The 17,647-nt window shown below is 57.7% G+C and carries 19 protein-coding genes; 5 read left to right on the top strand and 14 right to left on the bottom strand.

The window, feature by feature from the left end; translation table 11 throughout:
* Window positions 1-263 precede the first annotated feature (263 nt).
* Both HYX42_RS01605 and umuD read right to left on the bottom strand, forming a co-directional pair.
* On the bottom strand, window positions 264-1,559 hold the full coding sequence (locus tag HYX42_RS01605; protein ID WP_293398852.1) for a Y-family DNA polymerase: 1,296 nt from the start codon (window positions 1,557-1,559) through the stop codon (window positions 264-266).
* 4 nt (window positions 1,560-1,563) lie between these two features.
* Complete coding sequence (gene umuD, locus HYX42_RS01600) at window positions 1,564-2,001, bottom strand: translesion error-prone DNA polymerase V autoproteolytic subunit (RefSeq protein ID WP_293398851.1); 438 nt, start codon at window positions 1,999-2,001, stop codon at window positions 1,564-1,566.
* A gap of 36 nt (window positions 2,002-2,037) precedes the next feature.
* Here umuD and HYX42_RS01595 point away from each other — a divergent pair, with 36 nt between their 5' ends.
* Both HYX42_RS01595 and HYX42_RS01590 read left to right on the top strand, forming a co-directional pair.
* Window positions 2,038-2,748, top strand: a complete 711-nt coding sequence (locus HYX42_RS01595) for an SOS response-associated peptidase family protein (protein ID WP_293398850.1) — start codon at window positions 2,038-2,040, stop codon at window positions 2,746-2,748.
* Window positions 2,745-3,197, top strand: a complete 453-nt coding sequence (locus tag HYX42_RS01590; RefSeq protein WP_293398849.1) for a hypothetical protein — start codon at window positions 2,745-2,747, stop codon at window positions 3,195-3,197. Before HYX42_RS01595 ends, HYX42_RS01590 begins: the two co-directional genes overlap by 4 nt.
* Before the next feature lie 2 nt (window positions 3,198-3,199).
* Here the strand turns inward: HYX42_RS01590 and HYX42_RS01585 are convergent, their stop codons facing one another.
* Window positions 3,200-3,784: a recombinase family protein gene (locus HYX42_RS01585; RefSeq protein WP_293398848.1), complete on the bottom strand. Its 585-nt coding sequence runs from the start codon at window positions 3,782-3,784 to the stop codon at window positions 3,200-3,202.
* 155 nt (window positions 3,785-3,939) lie between these two features.
* Between HYX42_RS01585 and HYX42_RS01580 the strand changes: the two genes are divergently transcribed.
* A complete protein-coding gene (locus HYX42_RS01580) occupies window positions 3,940-4,317 on the top strand; it encodes a hypothetical protein (protein ID WP_293398847.1) in 378 nt (125 codons plus the stop codon).
* A gap of 11 nt (window positions 4,318-4,328) precedes the next feature.
* Here the strand turns inward: HYX42_RS01580 and HYX42_RS01575 are convergent, their stop codons facing one another.
* The 3 genes from HYX42_RS01575 to HYX42_RS01565 all read right to left on the bottom strand — a co-directional run bounded on the left by HYX42_RS01575 (window position 4,329) and on the right by HYX42_RS01565 (window position 6,169).
* A complete protein-coding gene (locus tag HYX42_RS01575; protein ID WP_293398846.1) occupies window positions 4,329-4,676 on the bottom strand; it encodes a hypothetical protein in 348 nt (115 codons plus the stop codon).
* A 110-nt stretch (window positions 4,677-4,786) separates the two neighbouring features.
* Entirely contained in the window at window positions 4,787-5,059 is a 273-nt protein-coding gene (locus HYX42_RS01570) for a hypothetical protein (RefSeq protein WP_293398845.1), read from the bottom strand.
* A gap of 636 nt (window positions 5,060-5,695) precedes the next feature.
* Window positions 5,696-6,169, bottom strand: coding sequence for a hypothetical protein (locus tag HYX42_RS01565; RefSeq protein WP_293398844.1), 474 nt, complete (start codon window positions 6,167-6,169; stop codon window positions 5,696-5,698).
* A 424-nt stretch (window positions 6,170-6,593) separates the two neighbouring features.
* On the opposite strand from HYX42_RS01565, the gene HYX42_RS01560 reads away from it, so the two are divergent.
* Window positions 6,594-6,923 carry a YHYH domain-containing protein gene (locus tag HYX42_RS01560; protein WP_293398843.1) on the top strand — a complete coding sequence of 110 codons (330 nt, stop codon included), beginning with the start codon at window positions 6,594-6,596 and terminating at the stop codon, window positions 6,921-6,923.
* Between the two features lie 3 nt (window positions 6,924-6,926).
* Here HYX42_RS01560 and HYX42_RS01555 read toward each other — a convergent pair whose 3' ends face one another.
* The 5 genes from HYX42_RS01555 to HYX42_RS01535 form a co-directional block, all read right to left on the bottom strand.
* Entirely contained in the window at window positions 6,927-7,907 is a 981-nt protein-coding gene (locus HYX42_RS01555; protein ID WP_293398842.1) for a hypothetical protein, read from the bottom strand.
* Between the two features lie 252 nt (window positions 7,908-8,159).
* Window positions 8,160-8,441, bottom strand: coding sequence for a hypothetical protein (locus HYX42_RS01550; protein WP_293398841.1), 282 nt, complete (start codon window positions 8,439-8,441; stop codon window positions 8,160-8,162).
* Between the two features lie 162 nt (window positions 8,442-8,603).
* A complete protein-coding gene (locus HYX42_RS01545) occupies window positions 8,604-10,052 on the bottom strand; it encodes a glycosyltransferase family 39 protein (RefSeq protein ID WP_293398840.1) in 1,449 nt (482 codons plus the stop codon).
* Entirely contained in the window at window positions 10,049-11,080 is a 1,032-nt protein-coding gene (locus HYX42_RS01540) for a glycosyltransferase family 2 protein (RefSeq protein WP_293398839.1), read from the bottom strand. Before HYX42_RS01540 ends, HYX42_RS01545 begins: the two co-directional genes overlap by 4 nt.
* The gene (locus HYX42_RS01535) at window positions 11,080-11,445 is read right to left on the bottom strand and encodes a GtrA family protein (RefSeq protein ID WP_293398838.1); all 366 of its coding nucleotides are present in this window, start codon (window positions 11,443-11,445) and stop codon (window positions 11,080-11,082) included. Before HYX42_RS01535 ends, HYX42_RS01540 begins: the two co-directional genes overlap by 1 nt.
* A 114-nt stretch (window positions 11,446-11,559) precedes the next feature.
* On the opposite strand from HYX42_RS01535, the gene HYX42_RS01530 reads away from it, so the two are divergent.
* Window positions 11,560-12,075, top strand: coding sequence for a DUF494 domain-containing protein (locus HYX42_RS01530; RefSeq protein WP_293399993.1), 516 nt, complete (start codon window positions 11,560-11,562; stop codon window positions 12,073-12,075).
* 43 nt (window positions 12,076-12,118) lie between these two features.
* Here the strand turns inward: HYX42_RS01530 and HYX42_RS01525 are convergent, their stop codons facing one another.
* From HYX42_RS01525 to secD, 3 genes are read right to left on the bottom strand one after another with little or no spacing between them, the layout of a single operon-like run.
* Complete coding sequence (locus HYX42_RS01525; protein ID WP_366931133.1) at window positions 12,119-14,596, bottom strand: DUF1631 family protein; 2,478 nt, start codon at window positions 14,594-14,596, stop codon at window positions 12,119-12,121.
* 37 nt (window positions 14,597-14,633) lie between these two features.
* Window positions 14,634-15,590 (bottom strand): protein translocase subunit SecF, encoded by a 957-nt coding sequence (gene secF, locus HYX42_RS01520; RefSeq protein WP_293398836.1) that lies wholly within the window; start codon window positions 15,588-15,590, stop codon window positions 14,634-14,636.
* A gap of 19 nt (window positions 15,591-15,609) precedes the next feature.
* The gene (secD, locus tag HYX42_RS01515) at window positions 15,610-17,514 is read right to left on the bottom strand and encodes a protein translocase subunit SecD (protein ID WP_293398835.1); all 1,905 of its coding nucleotides are present in this window, start codon (window positions 17,512-17,514) and stop codon (window positions 15,610-15,612) included.
* Window positions 17,515-17,647: the final 133 nt, after the last annotated feature.

Genomic DNA, 17,647 nt, shown 5'->3' with positions numbered 1-17,647 from the left:
GTGAAAGCGGCGCTGGAAAGCTCTCAGGCTCTCCTATTGGGGGTGTTTAGTAGCCACTAGCGGCTAGAGTGGGTTGTCCTAATGTCGGACCTATATTCCTGAGGAAGAATTTGAACGTCAGGCTCTTTCCTAATGCGGGGGTTTAGTGCCTGGTCTCCTAATGGGGGCCTTTTATTCCAGGAAAAGCTTTCCTCCTAATGGGCAGGTTTTATGCCAGCGTCTGAGCGACTCCCCCTCTGTCTCCCCTAATAGGGGGGTTTTATTCATGCCCGCGCCACAGGCAACTCGTCCCACCGTGTTGTGTACTGCGGTGTAAGCAGGTTCTGCCGCATGGCCCAGCTTCGCTCCTTCCCCTCAAGGCCTGCGCTTGCCATTAGGACCGTACCCCGCCCGAAGCGGTCATTCAGCCTATCCAAGGTGCCCATGAGGGCGCTGCGGGTCTCCGGCTCATCCTCCAAGGCAAGCTCATGTTGTTCCACACTGCCGTCTTGAAGGTCCAGCAGCATCACCCCCGCCTTGATGAAGTTGAAGCCAGGCTTGTAAATCGCTTGCAGTGCGGTGATCGCGGCTCTTACCAGGAGGAGCGTGTCTGAGGTGGGCCTTCGCAGTGGCACGGTGGCGTTGCGGCTGTACTGCGGTCCCTCACGGAAGGGGCTGGTGTGGATGAAGACATTGATCTGTCCGGCTTTGCCATTCTGGAGCCTAAGTTTGGCCGCTGCACCGCTTGCGAACTCGGTGACCGCCTGTGTCAGTTCAAACAATGACCGCACCGGCTGACCGAAGCTACGGGTGTACGCTATCTCCTGCTTGGGCGGAGGCTCATGCTCCAAGCTGATGCACTGCTGGCCTTGCAGTTCCCGGACGGTGCGCTCCAGGACCACACTCCATCGCCTGCGGATCGTTGCCGGGTCTATCTGCACCAGCTGGCGCACGTTCATCACGCCTTCATCGTTCATCTGCTTTGCAATGCGCCGCCCGATGCCCCACACCTCATCCACATTGGTCGCCTCAAGGACCGAATCAAGGTCAGCTGCAGGGAGCGCAGCCAAGTTGCACACGCGTGCGAACTCCTTGGGGTAGCTTCCCGGCTTCCTGTCGGCGCTCTTTGCTACGTGGTTAGCCAGCTTCGCAAGGGTCTTCGTTGGTCCAATGCCAATGCCCGTGGGAATGCCGATCCATTGGAGAATGCGCTCTCGCACGTCCTGACCCCGCTTCACCAGGTCACCCCGCACACCCACCAAGTCTATGAAGCTCTCATCAATGCTGTAAATCTCCTGACCAGGCCCCATGCCCGCTGCAATGCCCATCATGCGGTTGCTCATATCGCCGTAGAGGGTGAAGTTGGCGGAGAGTGCTACCGCACCATGTTCCTCAGCAAGTTGCCTGCACTCAAACCACGGGGCACCCATGCGGATACCTATGGCCTTCGCTTCGTTGCTACGCGAGATGGCACAGCCGTCATTGTTGGACAGCACGACCACCGGGCGGGTCTTCAGCGAGGGTCTGAAGTTGCGCTCACAACTCACATAGAAGTTGTTGCCATCCACAAGGGCATACACGGGGTCACCTGAAGCGTTTGATGGTGGCCGTGACCACGCCGCATATGGTCATCGTCTGTCCGTCACCGAAGAGCATGGGCGGGAAGGTGGGATTGCCAGAGCGCAGTTGCACCATGCCGTTCCGCTTGAAGAGTTGCTTCACAGTGAAGTCCCCGTTGACCTCCGCCACTACCACGTCTCCGTGCTTGGGATTCAGGGCACGGTTGACCACCAGCACGTCCCCATCCGCGATGCCCAGTTCAATCATCGAGAGGCCCCTTGCCTGCCACATGAAGGTGGCCGCAGGGTGCGTGATGAGGAGTTCGTTGAGGTCATGGCGCTTTACAGCGAAGTCAGCCGCAGGCGAAGGAAACCCAGCCGGTACTGTGCCCTGCACCCACGGGAGGGGAAGGCGTGGGCCAGGCGCGAAGGCCGTGGCACCGGGTGGATTTATACTGTTCATACATACAGTATATTGAACCGGCGTAAAGTTTCAAGAATGTGCAGCCACTACGAAGCCCTCAGACAATGGGAGAACTACATAAAGTACTTCCACGTCACCGCGCCCGACCCTGAGCAAGGCAAGCTAGACATGTGGCCGCGCTACACCGGCTACTTCATACGCAAGCCCCCCGAGACTGATCCGCATGATGAGGCCGTGCCCGAGAGAGAAGCCTTGGCCGGACGCTGGGGTCTGGTCCCGTGGCGACTCAAGCCAACCCCCGATGACATCAAAAAGGCGATGGCCCGGTCCACCTTCAACGCCCGCACCGAAGGCATAGACAAGAACTTCACCTTCGGGCCTGCATGGCAACGCGGCCAGCACTGCATCATCCCTGTGGATGCTTTTTATGAGCCCGATTGGAGAACCCAGAGGGCGGTGTCAACCCGGTTCACCAGGGCGGACGGCCAGCCTATGGGTATCGCGGGGTTATGGGATGTTTGGACTGAGCCAGGAAAGCCGCCGCTCCTGAGCTTCACCATGCTCACGATGAATGCTACCGACCACGCCCTCTTGAAGAACTTTCACCGGCCCGAGGATGAGAAGCGAATCGTGGTCATCCTGCCGGAGAGCCGGTATGAGTCTTGGCTCGATGCGCCCGCTGAACTCAGCATGGACTTCATACGGCAGTACCCAGCAGAGAACTTGGTGGCGACTCCGGTGCCCCCCAAGCCTCCTAAAGCTCAAAAACAGGTTGAATTGATATGAGCGACAAACCGCCTACAGATTGGCATACCGCTGCTGGCTTTCGCTTGGTGAAGGAGTGGTCCGGAAATAATCCCGCCATGATCGACGCAACGGTTTACAAGCTGTGGAAGGAGGAGCGCCTCAGATGGCTAGGTGGTGAGAAGGCAGTCGAGACTTGGCTAAGCGAACAAGCTATCCAAGAGAAAGCCGCCACTGCTAGCTACATAGCGCAGACCCCAGCTTACGCCCAGTGGGCTCAAGCCTATGCTGAAAAGTGGAACTGGCTAGTTTGCGGTGAGTGCGATACGGACGGACAGCTTCAGCGCGGAATGGAACTTTGGGATATGCGACATCACGAAGACCCCGAAGCTGTAGCGGTAGAGGAGTTCAATGAGAGTTTCGACGCGGAAGAGCGCGAGCGATATAAAAGAATCAATGACGCCCGTGTCTGGAAGCCGCCCACAGAGTGAACTCACGCTTCTGCCAGAGCGTCCCGGACACGCATCACGGTCTGTCTGCTTGTTTGCAAGTCACGGGCGATAGCCGCCACCGCATCCCCGGCCTCCAGGCGCACCTTCACGGTCTCCGTCTGGGCCTCCGTAAGACTGTTGGGACGGCCTAAGGTCTTGCCCTCGGACTTGGCCCTAGCGAGGCCTGCCTGAGTCCGCTCAATGAGGAGGTCCCGCTCAAACTCCGCAACCGCTGCAATCACGCCCATGGTCATCTTCCCGGCTGGGCTGGTGAGGTCCACGCCTCCCAGGGCAAGACAATGCACCCGGACACCCATCCCTGTGAGGCCCTCCACGGTCGCCCTCACGTCCATCGCATTGCGCCCCAAGCGGTCCAGCTTGGTGACCACAAGAACATCCCCCGCCTCTAGCTTGTTGAGGAGCTTGCCGAATCCGGCCCTGAAGTTGGCCTCTACGGAGCCTGAGACGGTTTCCGTGATGGTGCGCTGAGGGGTCACTGAGAAGCCTGCGGCGGCAATCTCCTGTACTTGGTTCTCAGTGGTCTGGTCTGAGGTGGAGACGCGGCAATATGCGAAGACTCGGGACATGATGAAGCTCCTGATGTACGTAAACGATGTCCGAATATTAGAGCCTGTCCGTAACCGCGTCAAGCTATTTTATGGACATGCCTGCGAAGGGTGTCCGTATCCGGTCGAATTCGTACAGCCCACGTTGATGCATACTTTCCCAAAAAGAGGAAAAAATGGTTCAAGAAGATGATATTGGGATGGAGTTGGTGTTGTTATTGCGGCCCGATGTATTGGAGTCTGCTGGAGGCCAGTACACCTGCCAAAAGTCTTTTCGAGTAAAGGGAGACCATTTCTTCCTTTGCTACGAAGCGGACGATGAAATTGGTAATTGGTTACCGCTCTACAGCAACCCTGGGTTCGGTCGAATCGCAGTGTCTACTCAAGGACGCAGAGGACATCCGAAATGGGTCGAAGGTGTTTTCTACTATGACCCTAAACAAATCTGGACAGCCAAGCATTCAGCGGTGGTTGCTGCTGCGAACGCAGCTGGAGATTTAAGCAGAGCCGGAAATCGCAACACCATTGGCGAAGAACACTTTCCGCCCGTGTAGGCCAGCTAGCGCTAGGCGAGTGGACCCGTATTGACCAGCGCAGCCGCTACCGCGTTGGACAGGCGGCGTCCCTCATCGGTAAGTAGCAGAGCCTTGGTGCGGCCATTGATCCCAAAGCCGACCGCCACCAGCCCGCCCCTCTGAGCCTTTCCGGCACCCGCGAGTGCATGGGCGTGGCGTGAGGCGGACTGCAAGATGGTTTGCTGGGCCTGTGCAAGCTCCGTGATGTTGATTCCGGGCTGAACCGCGATGTGTAGGAAGGCAATCGCGTGCTGCAACTGCATGTCCGGATTGAATGCCTTGATCTGGTCGAGGATGCCAATGAGGCGGCGCAGCCGCTCACGGTCTTGGTAATTCATTCACGCTCCCCTTAGGATTAAAGGGACGCAGCCTACAGTCTTCTAGTGGCTTTGCAATGCATGTAGATTGACAGTGGCCCCCTTCTGCTGAGGGAGCCAATGCCTAGTTGTCACAAGGGTGATGGACCCCACGATTCATCTGCTTGTTTGCGGCACAGCGTGACGTTAACTCCGAACCCCCAGAGCCTTACGGTGCCCGCATCGCGTTCCTTGCTGAACATCCAGAAGGGTTGCCCGGAGGTGCGCTCCACGTTCACATCAAGCCCCTTGGTCTGAAGCAGAAAGTTCACTGGGGTATTGAGTTCGAGGCGGAAGGTAGAGGTAGAAAGCAGCATGGTTAACTCCGTTTTGTTGCCTGCCGGGTTGGCAGTGAAGCGGATCATGCACAGCTTCCAAGCAAATAAAAATGGGAAAGTTGGAATGGTTATTGAAGTGAGAAAAGCTCGATAGCGAGGCCCTCACGGGACCGTATGGATGCCATCGGAACGATGCAACCAGCCACCTCGCAAGCAGCGCCACTGAAGGCCTGCACGCACACGGAAGAGCCGCCAGCGAGAAGGTCTCAGGGCCGCAAAGAGTTACCAACAAATGCCGCACGATGCCCTGAAGGGTAAACACCTATGCATTCAGTTGACTCCAGAGCATCCCCAAAGGTGTCCGAGGTGGTTATAAGGGTCACATGTTCACAGAATCATTCAACCCTGCGGAGGCCCTGAAGGCTGTTCAGTGCCCCCGGTGCCACACGGTAGGCCTTGAGGTCATCAGCTACGAGGCCTTCAAGGCTGCGCCTGCTAAGGACAGGCATCAAGCGACATGCACGATAGACCCAAGCGAGACCGCGAGGTGTCCTGCGTGTGCCCTTGTGATGGAGTGGCCTGCGTGTCTTGAAGGTTGACCTGGAGAGGGCCTGAGGGAGGACGTGAGGGGTGCCAGAGGGGGGAACTTCCCGCCAGTCTGAGTCGAGGGGGCTCTCCGAGATTTTCACCAAAATATTTGATCTCGGCACGCCTTACTTCGCTCTAGTTATCTTTCAGCCACGCTGCAATAAGAAGCTTTGTCATGTCCTCAATCATATTGCCAGCAATTCTCGGGAAGTTGGTAGGTAATCCCGCGACGACACTGCTTCTGCCCCAAACAGCTGCAATCTGGCTCTCAAGTTGTCGCGCCCCAGGCGCAAGCCAAACAAAGCGGTTTAATTCGAGATGAATGCTTCCTACACATCCACCGTTTCCCAATTTCAAAACAGTCACCTGGGCATATACGTATGGAACTCCAGGTGGACTATTGGAAATGACAAGTCTTGAATTGGATATTGGGATCCTGATCGCGGCATCGATACCGTCTTTTGAAATGCCACAGCTTGCAGCGTCCTGGTCTACCTCCTCTACCAAAATACCCACAGAGCGCACTCCATTGAGCTTTTGCGCATGTCCAGCTATGGAAATTACGCCAAGGGCTAAAAAAATAACTATGTTCCGCCATCTTCCTCTCATGCTTATCTCCAAGATTTATATCTGAGACTGTGACATAACTTTTAACCAAAAGGCTACTACTTCGACAGTAGCGTTCGAGGGTTAATACTCTCCGTAAGCGGGCAATGCGGCGCAAACTGAAGGTGCCCCATTTTGGGCGGGATATGAGGAGACAAAATGAAAACAATAGCCTTCGGAATCTTGAGCATGTGTATTGCGGGTGCAGCGTTTGCACAAGTAGGAGTTCAGGGACATGTGCGGAAGGATGGAACATACGTTCAGCCCTACGTCCGCAGCGCCCCTGACACCGACCGCACAAACAACTACAGCGCGAAGGGCAACATGAACCCCTACACGGGCCAGCAGGGCACTGTAGACCCCTACCGCCCCCTGCCCCAGCCAGCGTATCAACCTTCCCCACAGCCACAGCAACGCCGCTGCGCTTATGGTCAGGTCTCCTGCTAAGACGCTGCTTCGCAGAGTGGTAAAGATACTTTCACAGAGTGGTTTGTCCCTATGTTTAGTGGTTTTCGGTCTGCCCCTGGAGGTCCTCGCTCACGGTGGCGGGCTGGACGCCAGTGGTTGCCACACAAACCGCAAGACTGGCGACTACCACTGCCATCGAAATAACAACTTAGCGGCCTCTCAAGGCATGCAAACGGTCCCAGGCAAGGTGCCTCAAAAACAGCCGGGTCAGCCAACTTGCTACACGGGGCCGCGTGGGGGAACCTACACGATCACCCCGAGTGGCCGGAAGAACTACAAAGGTTGCTGATGCCTAGCGCAAGGGAACTCCCTCTTGAGTGAATGCTTGGAGTAGTACCACCCCTTCTGCAGATGCGCTAAATTTTCCGCTGGGACTAGGCCAAACTAAGTTCATCGATTGAAGCTCTTGGAGCATTCGTCGAACATGTTGGTGAGATGTGTTGTGAAAAGAGGCCAGGTCGTCTTCAGAAGCCGAATCAACAGTAACGATTGTGTGCAAGAGGCGCAATGTGGCAAGACTAAAAATATGGTCAGTCAAGCTTCCTTTGAGAGCAGGGTGACGTTTACTAAGTTTGAAATGTGCGGTGAAACTTTCGGGCGTTAAATCGTTTGGGAGAACATCATTTTTACTTTGAGGGCTTGCTGTTTCAGTTTTAACAACTGCCCCCTGTGAGGCATCGACAAATCTCCCCGTGATTGGGTCCCTGGGCCTCCGCCCCTCCTCAATTGCTGAGTTTTCGATTTCAGCTGTAAGTGGAGTTGTTTGGTTCCCTGCTTTAGTCTTCAATGCCTCCAGTTCCGATATCAACGCATTGTTAAGTTCGGACTGTCTCGATAACTCAGCTCGCAAATCCCCCTGTTCCTGATGCCATTTCGCCTCAGCTCTCGCAATGCGTTGGAGGGCTCGTTCGTTTTCCTCAGGAGTCATGAGTGCCGCACCGGCTGCTTTACGCATCTCATTACTCGCTTTGCTCTGCATCCGCCTGTAGTGCGCCACCGTCCAGGTTGTGAGCCAAGAGTAGGTCAGCAAATACAGGTACGCAAAAGCGACAGGCAGGATGAAACCGCGCAGTGCCCAGTAGCCTATATGCGGATACAACTCTTGATCGATGTACTTGAACTTTTCTTTGTAAGGTTCAACCCAAAAAAGAACCACCAGCAACCGAAAATTTAAAGTCACCCAAGCAATTAGAAACGCGCCCGCGAACGGGTTTCCAACACGATCAGCAAGTTGGCCCTTGAATGCCCCCCATATCTCTTTCCACGTCTCCATTGGCTCCTCCTTTGACCATCAGCCTTCTGCGCCTCTTGAAGGCAATGAATTACTATTTTTGCTACCATCTGCGCTTCAACTGTGACACTTCACTGTATCACTTGACCAAGCGGACCCCTCTGGGAACCCGCATGGATACTGGGTTTGAGGTTTTCGGGGGCGATGTCAAGGCTCGTCACCTTATTCGATCTGCTGCAAATGTGTTTTTGAAGCCCGCAGGCGGCTTCAATCTGCAGCAGGCGCAGCGCCAGGCTAGCGCAACACCTCTTCAATCGCAGCCGTAGTCTGGACCGCGTGCTCTGCAATTTGTGCCGACATCAACGCCAGCGAGGCCAGCGCATAGGTGCCGCTGATGATCCCCTGGTAGGCGACTTCTGCCGCGACGGCGTCACTGCCAAGGCCCTCAAGTGCCGCGGTAATGCACTGCTCCAGGCTGTCCAGCCCGGCATCACCGTACAGTTCTTCCCCCTCGTGGGTCACGCGGTAATCGAACTGGTCCTGGCCGGCAGTGTCTATGTTGAAGCGAACAATCATGGGGTTCCGTATTTGCTATAAATTCAGTAGCTGCCCACGCACGTATTTAAAGGGCTGCAGCCATATTTGATGCCTGAAAACGGGCCTTTTAGCGGTTTCCGGCGGCTTTTGGGCAGGCCGGAAACCCAATTCCGGCCACTTGTTAACTTATAAGTTAACAAATCAAGGGGTGGCGTACAGGTTGTAGGCTCCTGAAGTTGCCTGCAACCTCAGCAAACCCATCAATTCAGGCGATAGTTCTTTCACCTGATCAGGATTGAGCGCCACAAACACACTGCCCTGCTTCACACGGGCGGCCAGTTCGGTATTGCCGGCCACAGCTTTGGCCTTGCCCTGTGTGTAGAACGATGCGGAATAAGGCAGGTCACCCATGAACAGCAAGGGCTGCGCGCCGGTTTTGCGAAGCTCATAGGCTGCAACCGCAGCTTTGGCCGTCTTCCAGCTGTCAACGCGCTGCTGGTTGATAAAGAATGCGGCAATCAGCGCGGCCATGACCACCACGCCCACAGACACAAACACATCAACCCAGCGCGTGCGCACGTCGCCAGCCAGCCAGCCGGCGGCCAGCAGGGCCAGCGCGGGCAAGGCCGGCAGCACATAGGTCCAGAGGATGTTGCCGGACATGGTGAAGAACAGGCAAGGCGCAATGGACCAGGCCAGCAGGTACAGGCGCCAGTTTTTCGTCGAAGCTGGAACAGGCTGCCCCGACTGTGCCAGGGCCTTTTTGCGCCCAATGGCCAGCAGTGGCAGCAGCAAGGTCCAAGGCAGGCAGGCCGCCAGCGCCAGCAGCCAGATGGCGCCGCGTGCCGTAGCGTGTGCCGTGCCGTATTTGTCGCCAGCCCAGCCAGTGACGGTGAAACGCTTCCAGTGTTCCCCAATGAAAAAATATTCCCAGAAACCTGGCGTGCGCTGCTCGGCCATCCAGTACCAGGGCACGGCAATCGCCAGCATCAAGAGGATGCCGCGTATCCACGGCAAGCGTTTCCAGGCGTTGACGATGTTGCCGGTAAAGACCGTCCACAAAAAGATGGGGATGCCGGCCAGCACCAGCGCGATCGGCCCCTTGGCCAGCAGGCCCAGGCCAAGACCGATAAAAAGCAGCCAGCCCTCTTTGGGGCGTGGGGCATCAGGGCGCTCAAACGCAGCCCAAAAGCCGCGCATGGCCAGCGTGGTACCCAGAACCAGGGCCATGTCGGTCATCACCGCAGCCGAGGCAATGAAATACAGCATGGTGCCGCTCATCACCGCAACAGCGAGCAGCGCTTCGCGTTTTGACCGGCGGCGCGCCCAGTCCCAGACCAGCCAGGCGATCAGCACGGCCAGCAAGAAGTACGGCAGGCGCGCTGCAAACTCGTTGAAGCCAAAAATCTTGAGGCTGGCAGCCGTGAGCCAGGTAGACAGCGGCGGCTTGGCCCAGAACGGCACGCCGTAGTCGTACCACGGCGTGATCCAGTCGTTCAGCTCGACCATCTTTCGCGCGACTTCCGCATAACGCGCCTCCGTCGTGTCCGTCAGCGGATACATGCCCAGTGTCAGCAGCCGCAGCAAGGCGACGATGGCCAGCGTCCAGACGACCAGCGCGCCGGTCTTTTTTTCAATCTTCAGGTTCATGCGTTGACCGGCAATGGGGTAGCGGATGCGGACGGACGTACTGCACTGGTTTGCAGGGCCGCAGGATGGTATTCATCCAGAAGGTAGAGGGGTCTACGCTTGCTCTCCATGAACAGCCGGCCCAGGTATTCGCCAATGATGCCCATGGCCATCAGCTGCAGGCCGCCCAGGATGAGGATGGTCAGGATCAGGGTCGGAAAGCCCTTGACCGACTCACCCACGGTGATGATCCGGATAAACAATACCAGCGCATAGATGAATGCGGCAAATGCAGTCAGAAAACCCGCATAGCTGGCCAGCCTGAGCGGCACTACTGAAAAGCCGGTGATGCCTTCAATCGCAAAATTGAGCAGCTTGAAATAGGGGAATTTGGTGGTGCCAGCCGCGCGGGAGTGGCGGTCATATTCAATGATGACCTGTTTGTAGCCGACCCATGCAAACAGGCCCTTCATGAAGCGGTTGCTTTCGGGCAACTCGTTGAGCGCCTCCACAGCGCGCCGGCTGAGCAGACGGAAGTCGCCCACATCCTCAGGAATAGGCACCTCTGAAAGCCAGTTGATGAATCGGTAAAAACAGTGGGCTGAAAACTTCTTGAACCAGGTTTCGCCATCGCGCGTCTTGCGGCGCATGTTGACCATGTCCGCGCCCTGCCGCCAGGTCTTGACCATGTCCGGGATCAGTTCTGGGGGGTCCTGCAGGTCAGCATCGATCAACACCACCGCATCACCGCGGGCCAGCTTGAGGCCCGCACTCATGGCTGATTCCTTGCCGAAGTTGCGGCTCAATGAAGCAAAGCCTGCGCGCGGGTCAGCCGCCTGCAACTCCTTCAGTATGTGCAGGGTGCCATCCTTGCTTCCGTCATTGACGTAAATCACTTCCCAGCCGCCCTCAATGCCTTCAAGCGCGGAAGCCAGCCGGCGATGAAAGATGGGCAGCACGTCTTCCTCGTTGTAGGCCGGCACAACGATGCTGAGCGCGCAAGACGCTTGAGGGGCCACAGTACCGGGGACTTCAGGAGTTGGATTCATCAGGCAAAAGTCCAGGAACGGTTAAGTCGATAGGTCAGGCCAAGCACCAGCAACGTTGCCACGGCCTGCGCCAGAAGGTAATGCCAGCCGAGCCAGTGCACACCGGCCCACACCAGCGCGCCGTTGATCAATGCACCGACAACCGCGACGGCAAGAAACTTTGGAACCGCCAACTGGTGACGCACTGCGGCACCCGGGAAAGTCAGGTGGCGATTGACGACATAGGACACAGCAGCCCCGCAAAGTGCGCCCACCACCGCTGAAGGCGAAGGCGCCAGACCAAATGCCTCCACCAGGATCAGCAACACGGCGTAATGCACAGCGGTTGCGATGCCACCCGCCAGTGTGTACCAGAAAAAGACCATTGCGCCCCGATGTTTGGTTAACCCATGATTTTAACAAGACGGTCCGGGCATCGGCGCCAAAAAACCGCGCATCCAGATTGACATGGCATGGCCTATCTGCGTTATATTGAAAGCATGTTTGAAGTACTGGTGTACGTCTACGAAAATTACTGGCAAGGTGACGCTTGCCCCGAACTTCACCATCTGGGCCGCAAGCTCACTGCAGCCGGGTTTGAAGCCGAAGAAATTCAGGCAGCGCTGGTCTGGCTTGATGGCCTGAACACCGCGGCACAAAGTACACAGATTTGCCTGCCGCCCGAAGAATCGGCAAGTCCCCACAACACCCGGCATGCCAACCAGGGCGTGCAGGCACAATCAAGCGACAGCCTGCGGATTTACTCCGTCACCGAACAGGAACACCTGGGTGCCGAATCGCTGGGTTTTGTGAGCTTCCTGGAATCATCAGGCGTTCTGCCTCCACACATGCGGGAGATTGTCCTTGACCGGGCCATGGCCGCGCCCGGCGACCCGCTGAGTCTGGACGATCTCAAGATCATCGTTCTGATGGTGTACTGGAGCTTTGGCGAAGAGCCCGATGCACTGGTGCTGGATGAACTGTGCGATGACACCGAGCAGCGGATCGCCCACTGAATAGCAACGCACCGCAAGCCTGGCGCGGGGCAACTGCCCTGCCCTAGTTCAGCAAACGCTCCGGATTTGCATCAATTTTGGCCAGCGCATCACGCGTGGCACGCACGGTTAGCGCCTCATCTTCCGTCGGTACCAGCAGCCCGGCCTGCAGGTAAGCCGCCAGGCGGCGTGCCTGGATCAGGAAATTGCGCCCATCCGACGATGCAAACAGGTGCAACTGTTTTCTGTCACTGCGCCAGGCGAACTGGACATGCGTTGTTTTGCCGTTGTGATCCAGCATGAACCAGGCGCCCAATTCAAGCTCCTGCGCCCAGGCACGCATGGCCTCGGTGGGCTGGCTGCCGCCATCAGTGATGACCTGAATATCAGACGCATCTATGCCTATCATCATGACCAGGCTTTCGGTGTCCAGGGGCAGGTCGCCAACGTCCTCGTCAGAGAGGTAGTCTTCCAGATTTGCCAGGCGCTTGGCCATGGTTTCGATGCGTTCGCCTGAAATCGCATCGGTCTTGGACATGAAGGCATCGGCCAGCGTATCGCTGATGGTCTTGATGTGGCCGTCCTGCGTATTCACATCCAGGCCCAGCATCGTCATGCCGATACGAAGCAACTGCAGCAACTTGGGCAGGTCGGAAATAACCTTGGCGCGATCCACACGATTGGGTTTCGCGCTGGCGGCCCAGACCAGATCAGCCGCCGCACGTTTGAGGGTGATGGTTTCTTCATGTTGCGGCCCCTTGCGCATGGCTGCCAGCGCCAGCACCTCGGCCCAGACCTTGAAAAGGAATTCACGGATTTCATCGCGCACCGGCATGTCGTTGAGCATTTTGCGCAACTCAATCGTGTACTGGATGGCCATGGTCTCTTTTTGCTCGACCTGCTGGGCGACGCTCACCACGCGCGCCGCACTGCCCTGTTCCGAAAGAAATTTCGAGAGAAATTTCTGGAACTCGTCATAGACAAGCTGAAAAACCCGCCTGCCGGTTTCCGGATACTGCTCGATCACCTGCACGATGCGTTTGATCTCTATCTCGATCGCACTGCCTGATACCCCGGCATCAAAGCCCAGAACGCAGGAACCCATGCGGTCAATGAGCTGGCGCGCAGGGTGCTGCATGGTGCCGAAGAATTCGGGCTCCGAAATCGCCACCCGCAACACGGGCATCTGCAGCCTTGCAAACCAGACACGTATGGCGGGCGGGATGCGGTCCTCTGCGAGGATGCTCTGAAACATCAGCGCCACAATTTCAATCGTGGCCTTTTCGGCCGAGGTGGAAGCAGCCTGCTTGAGCACGCTGGTGCGCTGGCGCAAAACGCCGGCTGCCTGATCCACATGCGCCGCGTCATAGATCTGCCCGGGCATGTCGTCGGCAAGCATGGTGCGTTCAGCCTCCGACGACTGCAACCCCACAAAGGCCTGGGCCAGCCTGGGAGAAGCCTGTACGGGCCTCGTGTCGTCAAACCCCTCCACCTGACTCGAAAGCATGCGCTTGAGTTGACCCATAACGCCTTGCGCACGCATTTTGGTCCTGGCCAGCGGCGAGGTGTTCGTCTGCATGCGGGTTTCGTCAAACGTATTGTTCTTTCCGCCGAATCCCCAACCACCGCCACCGCCACCGCCACCGCCACCGCCACCGCCAGTGCCAGTGCCAGTGCCAGTGCCAGTGCCAGTGCCAGTGCCACCACCACCACCACCACCACCACCACCACCACCACCACCACCACCTGTGCCACCGCCCGGGCCAGTACCGCCACCGCCGCCCATGTCTCCTGACCTCGTGTTGCCCTGAGCGGAAGCTCCCGCCCTGACCGCAGCCTTGGGCGATGCAAGCGCGGCCGCGCGTGTACTGCCAGAGGGGTTGTGGGTGGTCGTACCGGTACGCTTGACAAGCGGGCGAAGGTCTATCTCGGCCATCACGCCCCGGCTGACCAGAAACTCATTGGCCTGGTGATAAGCCTCCAGCAGGTGCTCAGCAAGCCGCGACTGGATCAGGTCCTGGACCATCATCCAGGTTTCACGGGTAAGCTGGACTGCAGTCCACTGGGCTACCAGTTTTTCAGCCAGCACCTCCGGCCTGAGTACATCGTTCTTCTGGAGTTCGGAAACCCCCTCCAGGCTTTGTATGCGCAGCCTGAGGTCATTGAGCTCCCAACTGGCGAAGTCCAGCAGACGCAAGGCCAGCCGGGAAGACAATATCTTGTCTTCCATGACTTCATTGCCCATGAGTTCGAACTTGCCGGTGTCCAGCAGCGACCTGAATGATTCGGACGCAACAGGCGCCTGCTGCGCCTTTTTCCAGGCACTGGTGGTGCCTGCCACCCAGGCAGCGCTGGCGGACTTGAAGGTCATCCAAGCGTCACGGCGCTCCTGCATTTCAGGGGCGCTTGCCGGTTGGTCGATCAGTTCAGACAGCCTGGTGGCAATATCCTGGGCCAATTGCGGCAGGACAACACTGGCCTGCTCCGCGAAAAATTCGCGAACCTCCACGGCCAGAAGATTGTTCTTGTTATTCGCAGCCACAAACTTAAGAAAGCTATTTAGTTAATTGGTATGCAGCTTACACCGTGGCACCCGCGTTCGGGTCGTTAGGATCCTCATCTTTTTTCACCACGCTGGTCTTGATGAGGTCTTCCCGTTTGATGCCCAGCCACATGGCGATGGCAGCTGCCACAAACACCGAAGAGTAAATACCAAACAAAATCCCGATCGTCAACGCCAGCGCAAAGTAAAACAGCGTCGGCCCGCCAAAGAGCAGCATCGACAGCACCATGATCTGCGTGGAGCCATGGGTGATGATGGTACGGCTGATGGTTGACGTGATGGCGTTGTCAATGATCGCTGTCGTACCCATCTTGCGATAACGGCGGAAGTTTTCACGAATCCGGTCAAAAATAACCACAGATTCGTTCACCGAGTAGCCCAGCACTGCCAGCACGGCGGCCAGCACAGAGAGCGAAAACTCCCACTGGAAGAAGGCAAAAAAGCCAAGGATGATGATCACGTCATGCAAATTGGCGATGATGGCCGCCACGGCGTATTTCCACTCGAAGCGAAACGCCAGGTAAACCATGATGCCCAGCACCACCATGCCAAGGGCCTTGAGACCATCGTGGGCCAGTTCCTCCCCGACCTGAGGACCGACAAACTCGGTGCGCTTGAGCACGACCTGCGGGTCAATCGCTTTCAGGGCCGTGATGACCTTGTCGCTCTGCTGGGCCGTGCTGACGCCCTTCTGGGCCGGCAGGCGGATCATCACGTCGCGCGAGGTACCGAAGTTCTGTACCTGCACATCAGTAAAACCCAGGCCGGACACCGTTGTGCGCAGCTTTTCCACATCGGGCGCCTGCTGGTAAGCGACTTCCATCACCGTGCCGCCCGTGAACTCCACTGACAGGTGAAGCCCGCGCGAGAACAGGAAGAAAACCGCCAGCGCAAACGTCACAAACGAGATGACGTTGAATATCAGCGCATGCCGCATGAACGGAATGTCTTTGCGAATTTTGAAGAATTCCATGACTTGTGTGTCCTGCCAGTTATTTCGCGGAGATGCGGGGTTTGGATTCAGGCGATGCAGGCTCTGCAGTTTCCGCGCCGCGCCAGACCGTGCCAATCGACACGGATTTGAGTTTTTTCTGCCGCCCGTACCAGAAATTCACCAGCCCACGCGAGAAGAACACGGCCGAGAACATGCTGGTCAAAATGCCTATGCAGTGCACCACGGCAAAGCCACGAACCGGGCCTGAACCAAAGGCCAGCAACGCCAGACCGGCAATCAGGGTGGTGATGTTCGAGTCCAGAATCGTCGCCCAGGCACGTTCGTAGCCCGCATTGATGGCCGCTTGCGGCGACGCACCGCTTCGCAACTCTTCCCGCACCCGCTCATTGATCAGCACGTTCGAGTCAATCGCCATACCCAGTGCCAGCGCCATGGCCGCCATGCCGGGCAGGGTCAGGGTCGCCTGCAACATCGACAGGATGGCCACCAGCAGCAACAGATTGACGGCCAGCGCAATGCCCGAGAACAGGCCGAACAGCATGTAATACAGCGCCATGAAGATCACGATGACCGTGAAGCCCCAGGCCACACTGTGAAAGCCCTTGGAGATGTTCTCGGCACCCAGCGTCGGGCCAATGGTGCGTTCTTCAATGATTTCCATGGGTGCGGCCAGCGAGCCGGCGCGCAGCAGCAGGGCGAGGTCATTGGCTTCCGTCACGCTCATCGAGCCTGAGATCTGGAAGCGGTTGCCCAGTTCGCCCTGAATCACGGGCGCGGTCAGCACCTCGCCCCTGCCCTTTTCAAACAGCACGATGGCCATGCGTTTTTTCAGGTTTTCGCGGCTGATGTCGCGCATGATGCGGCCGCCCTTGGCGTCCACCGTCAGGTCAACCTTGGGCGCCTGGTTCTGGGAGTCAAAGCCGGGCTGGGCATCGGTCAGGCTTTCACCCGTGATGACCACCTGCTTCTTGACGATGACGGGACGGCCGTCACGCTCAAGGTAGCGCTCCGACCCAAAAGGCACAGGGCCGGTGTTTGTTTCGGCGGCGCGGCCTTCGCTCGACTCATCCACCAGGCGCATTTCCAGCGTAGCGGTACGGCCCAGGATGTCCTTAGCCTTGGCGGTGTCCTGCACACCGGGCAGTTGCACCACGATACGGTCCAGGCCCTGCTGCTGGATCACAGGTTCGGCCACACCCAGTTCATTGATGCGGTTGTGCAGCGTGACCATGTTCTGCTTGAGCGCCTGGTCCTGAATGCGGCGGGCCGCTTCCGGCTTGATGACCGCCACCATCCTGAACTCGGCACCGTCTGGTGCATCGGTCGTCTGCAGGTCAGGGAACTGGTCCTGAATCAGGTTTTTGGTCGCCGTCAGCGTTTGCGTGTCGCGAAAGCGGATTTCAATCGTCTGCGCGCTGCGGTTGATGCCCGAGTGACGAATGTTCTTTTCGCGCAGCGACAGGCGCAAGTCACCAGCCAGCGACTCCGCCTTCTTCGTCAGCGCAGCTTGCATGTCCACCTGCAGCATGAAATGCACACCACCGCGCAGGTCAAGCCCCAGGTACATGGGCGAGGCGTGCAGTGCCGTCAGCCAGGCCGGTGAGCGCGAAAGCAGGTTCAGCGCCACGATGTAAGCCGGATCGGCCGGGTCGGGAATCAGCGCCTTCTGCACCGCATCCCTGGCCTTGAGCTGGGTGTCCGTGTCGCTGAAACGCGCCTTGACCGAATTGCCGTCAAAGGTCACCGCATCGGCCTTCACGCCCGCGTCCTTGAGTATCTGCTCCACGCGCACCGAGGTGCTGGCATCCAGCTTGACGATGGACTTGCCGCTGGAGACCTGCACGGCCGGCGCTTCACCGAAGAAGTTGGGCAGGGTGTAGAGGATTGCAACCAGCAACGCGACCGCGATGATGATGTATTTCCAGACCGGGTAGCGATTCATGGGCGGCTGTTCCTGGTGAACTGATCAGAGGACTGAAAGGTGAAAAATCCGGCAAAACGCCGTCGGCCCCGCTTGTCGCGACGGCTGGCCGGCGTTTCCTGTTATTGCTGCGGGGGCCGCGCCGTCAACGCGA

Source organism: Polaromonas sp. (assembly GCF_016185115.1).
Classification (GTDB): Bacteria; Pseudomonadota; Gammaproteobacteria; order Burkholderiales; family Burkholderiaceae_C; genus Polaromonas.
Note: the sequence above shows the minus strand (reverse complement) of the source record. Positions and strands in the feature narration are given on the sequence as shown.

Coding starts and splice junctions, on each gene's coding strand:
- umuD (WP_293398851.1), bottom strand. CDS start 2,001: ATGAACAGTATAAATCCACCCGGTGCCACGGCCTTCGCGCCTGGCCCA.
- HYX42_RS01595 (WP_293398850.1), top strand. CDS start 2,038: ATGTGCAGCCACTACGAAGCCCTCAGACAATGGGAGAACTACATAAAG.
- HYX42_RS01590 (WP_293398849.1), top strand. CDS start 2,745: ATGAGCGACAAACCGCCTACAGATTGGCATACCGCTGCTGGCTTTCGC.
- HYX42_RS01585 (WP_293398848.1), bottom strand. CDS start 3,784: ATGTCCCGAGTCTTCGCATATTGCCGCGTCTCCACCTCAGACCAGACC.
- HYX42_RS01580 (WP_293398847.1), top strand. CDS start 3,940: ATGGTTCAAGAAGATGATATTGGGATGGAGTTGGTGTTGTTATTGCGG.
- HYX42_RS01575 (WP_293398846.1), bottom strand. CDS start 4,676: ATGAATTACCAAGACCGTGAGCGGCTGCGCCGCCTCATTGGCATCCTC.
- HYX42_RS01570 (WP_293398845.1), bottom strand. CDS start 5,059: ATGATCCGCTTCACTGCCAACCCGGCAGGCAACAAAACGGAGTTAACC.
- HYX42_RS01565 (WP_293398844.1), bottom strand. CDS start 6,169: ATGAGAGGAAGATGGCGGAACATAGTTATTTTTTTAGCCCTTGGCGTA.
- HYX42_RS01560 (WP_293398843.1), top strand. CDS start 6,594: ATGGTCAGGTCTCCTGCTAAGACGCTGCTTCGCAGAGTGGTAAAGATA.
- HYX42_RS01555 (WP_293398842.1), bottom strand. CDS start 7,907: ATGGAGACGTGGAAAGAGATATGGGGGGCATTCAAGGGCCAACTTGCT.
- HYX42_RS01550 (WP_293398841.1), bottom strand. CDS start 8,441: ATGATTGTTCGCTTCAACATAGACACTGCCGGCCAGGACCAGTTCGAT.
- HYX42_RS01545 (WP_293398840.1), bottom strand. CDS start 10,052: ATGAACCTGAAGATTGAAAAAAAGACCGGCGCGCTGGTCGTCTGGACG.
- HYX42_RS01540 (WP_293398839.1), bottom strand. CDS start 11,080: ATGAATCCAACTCCTGAAGTCCCCGGTACTGTGGCCCCTCAAGCGTCT.
- HYX42_RS01535 (WP_293398838.1), bottom strand. CDS start 11,445: ATGGTCTTTTTCTGGTACACACTGGCGGGTGGCATCGCAACCGCTGTG.
- HYX42_RS01530 (WP_293399993.1), top strand. CDS start 11,560: ATGTTTGAAGTACTGGTGTACGTCTACGAAAATTACTGGCAAGGTGAC.
- secF (WP_293398836.1), bottom strand. CDS start 15,590: ATGGAATTCTTCAAAATTCGCAAAGACATTCCGTTCATGCGGCATGCG.
- secD (WP_293398835.1), bottom strand. CDS start 17,514: ATGAATCGCTACCCGGTCTGGAAATACATCATCATCGCGGTCGCGTTG.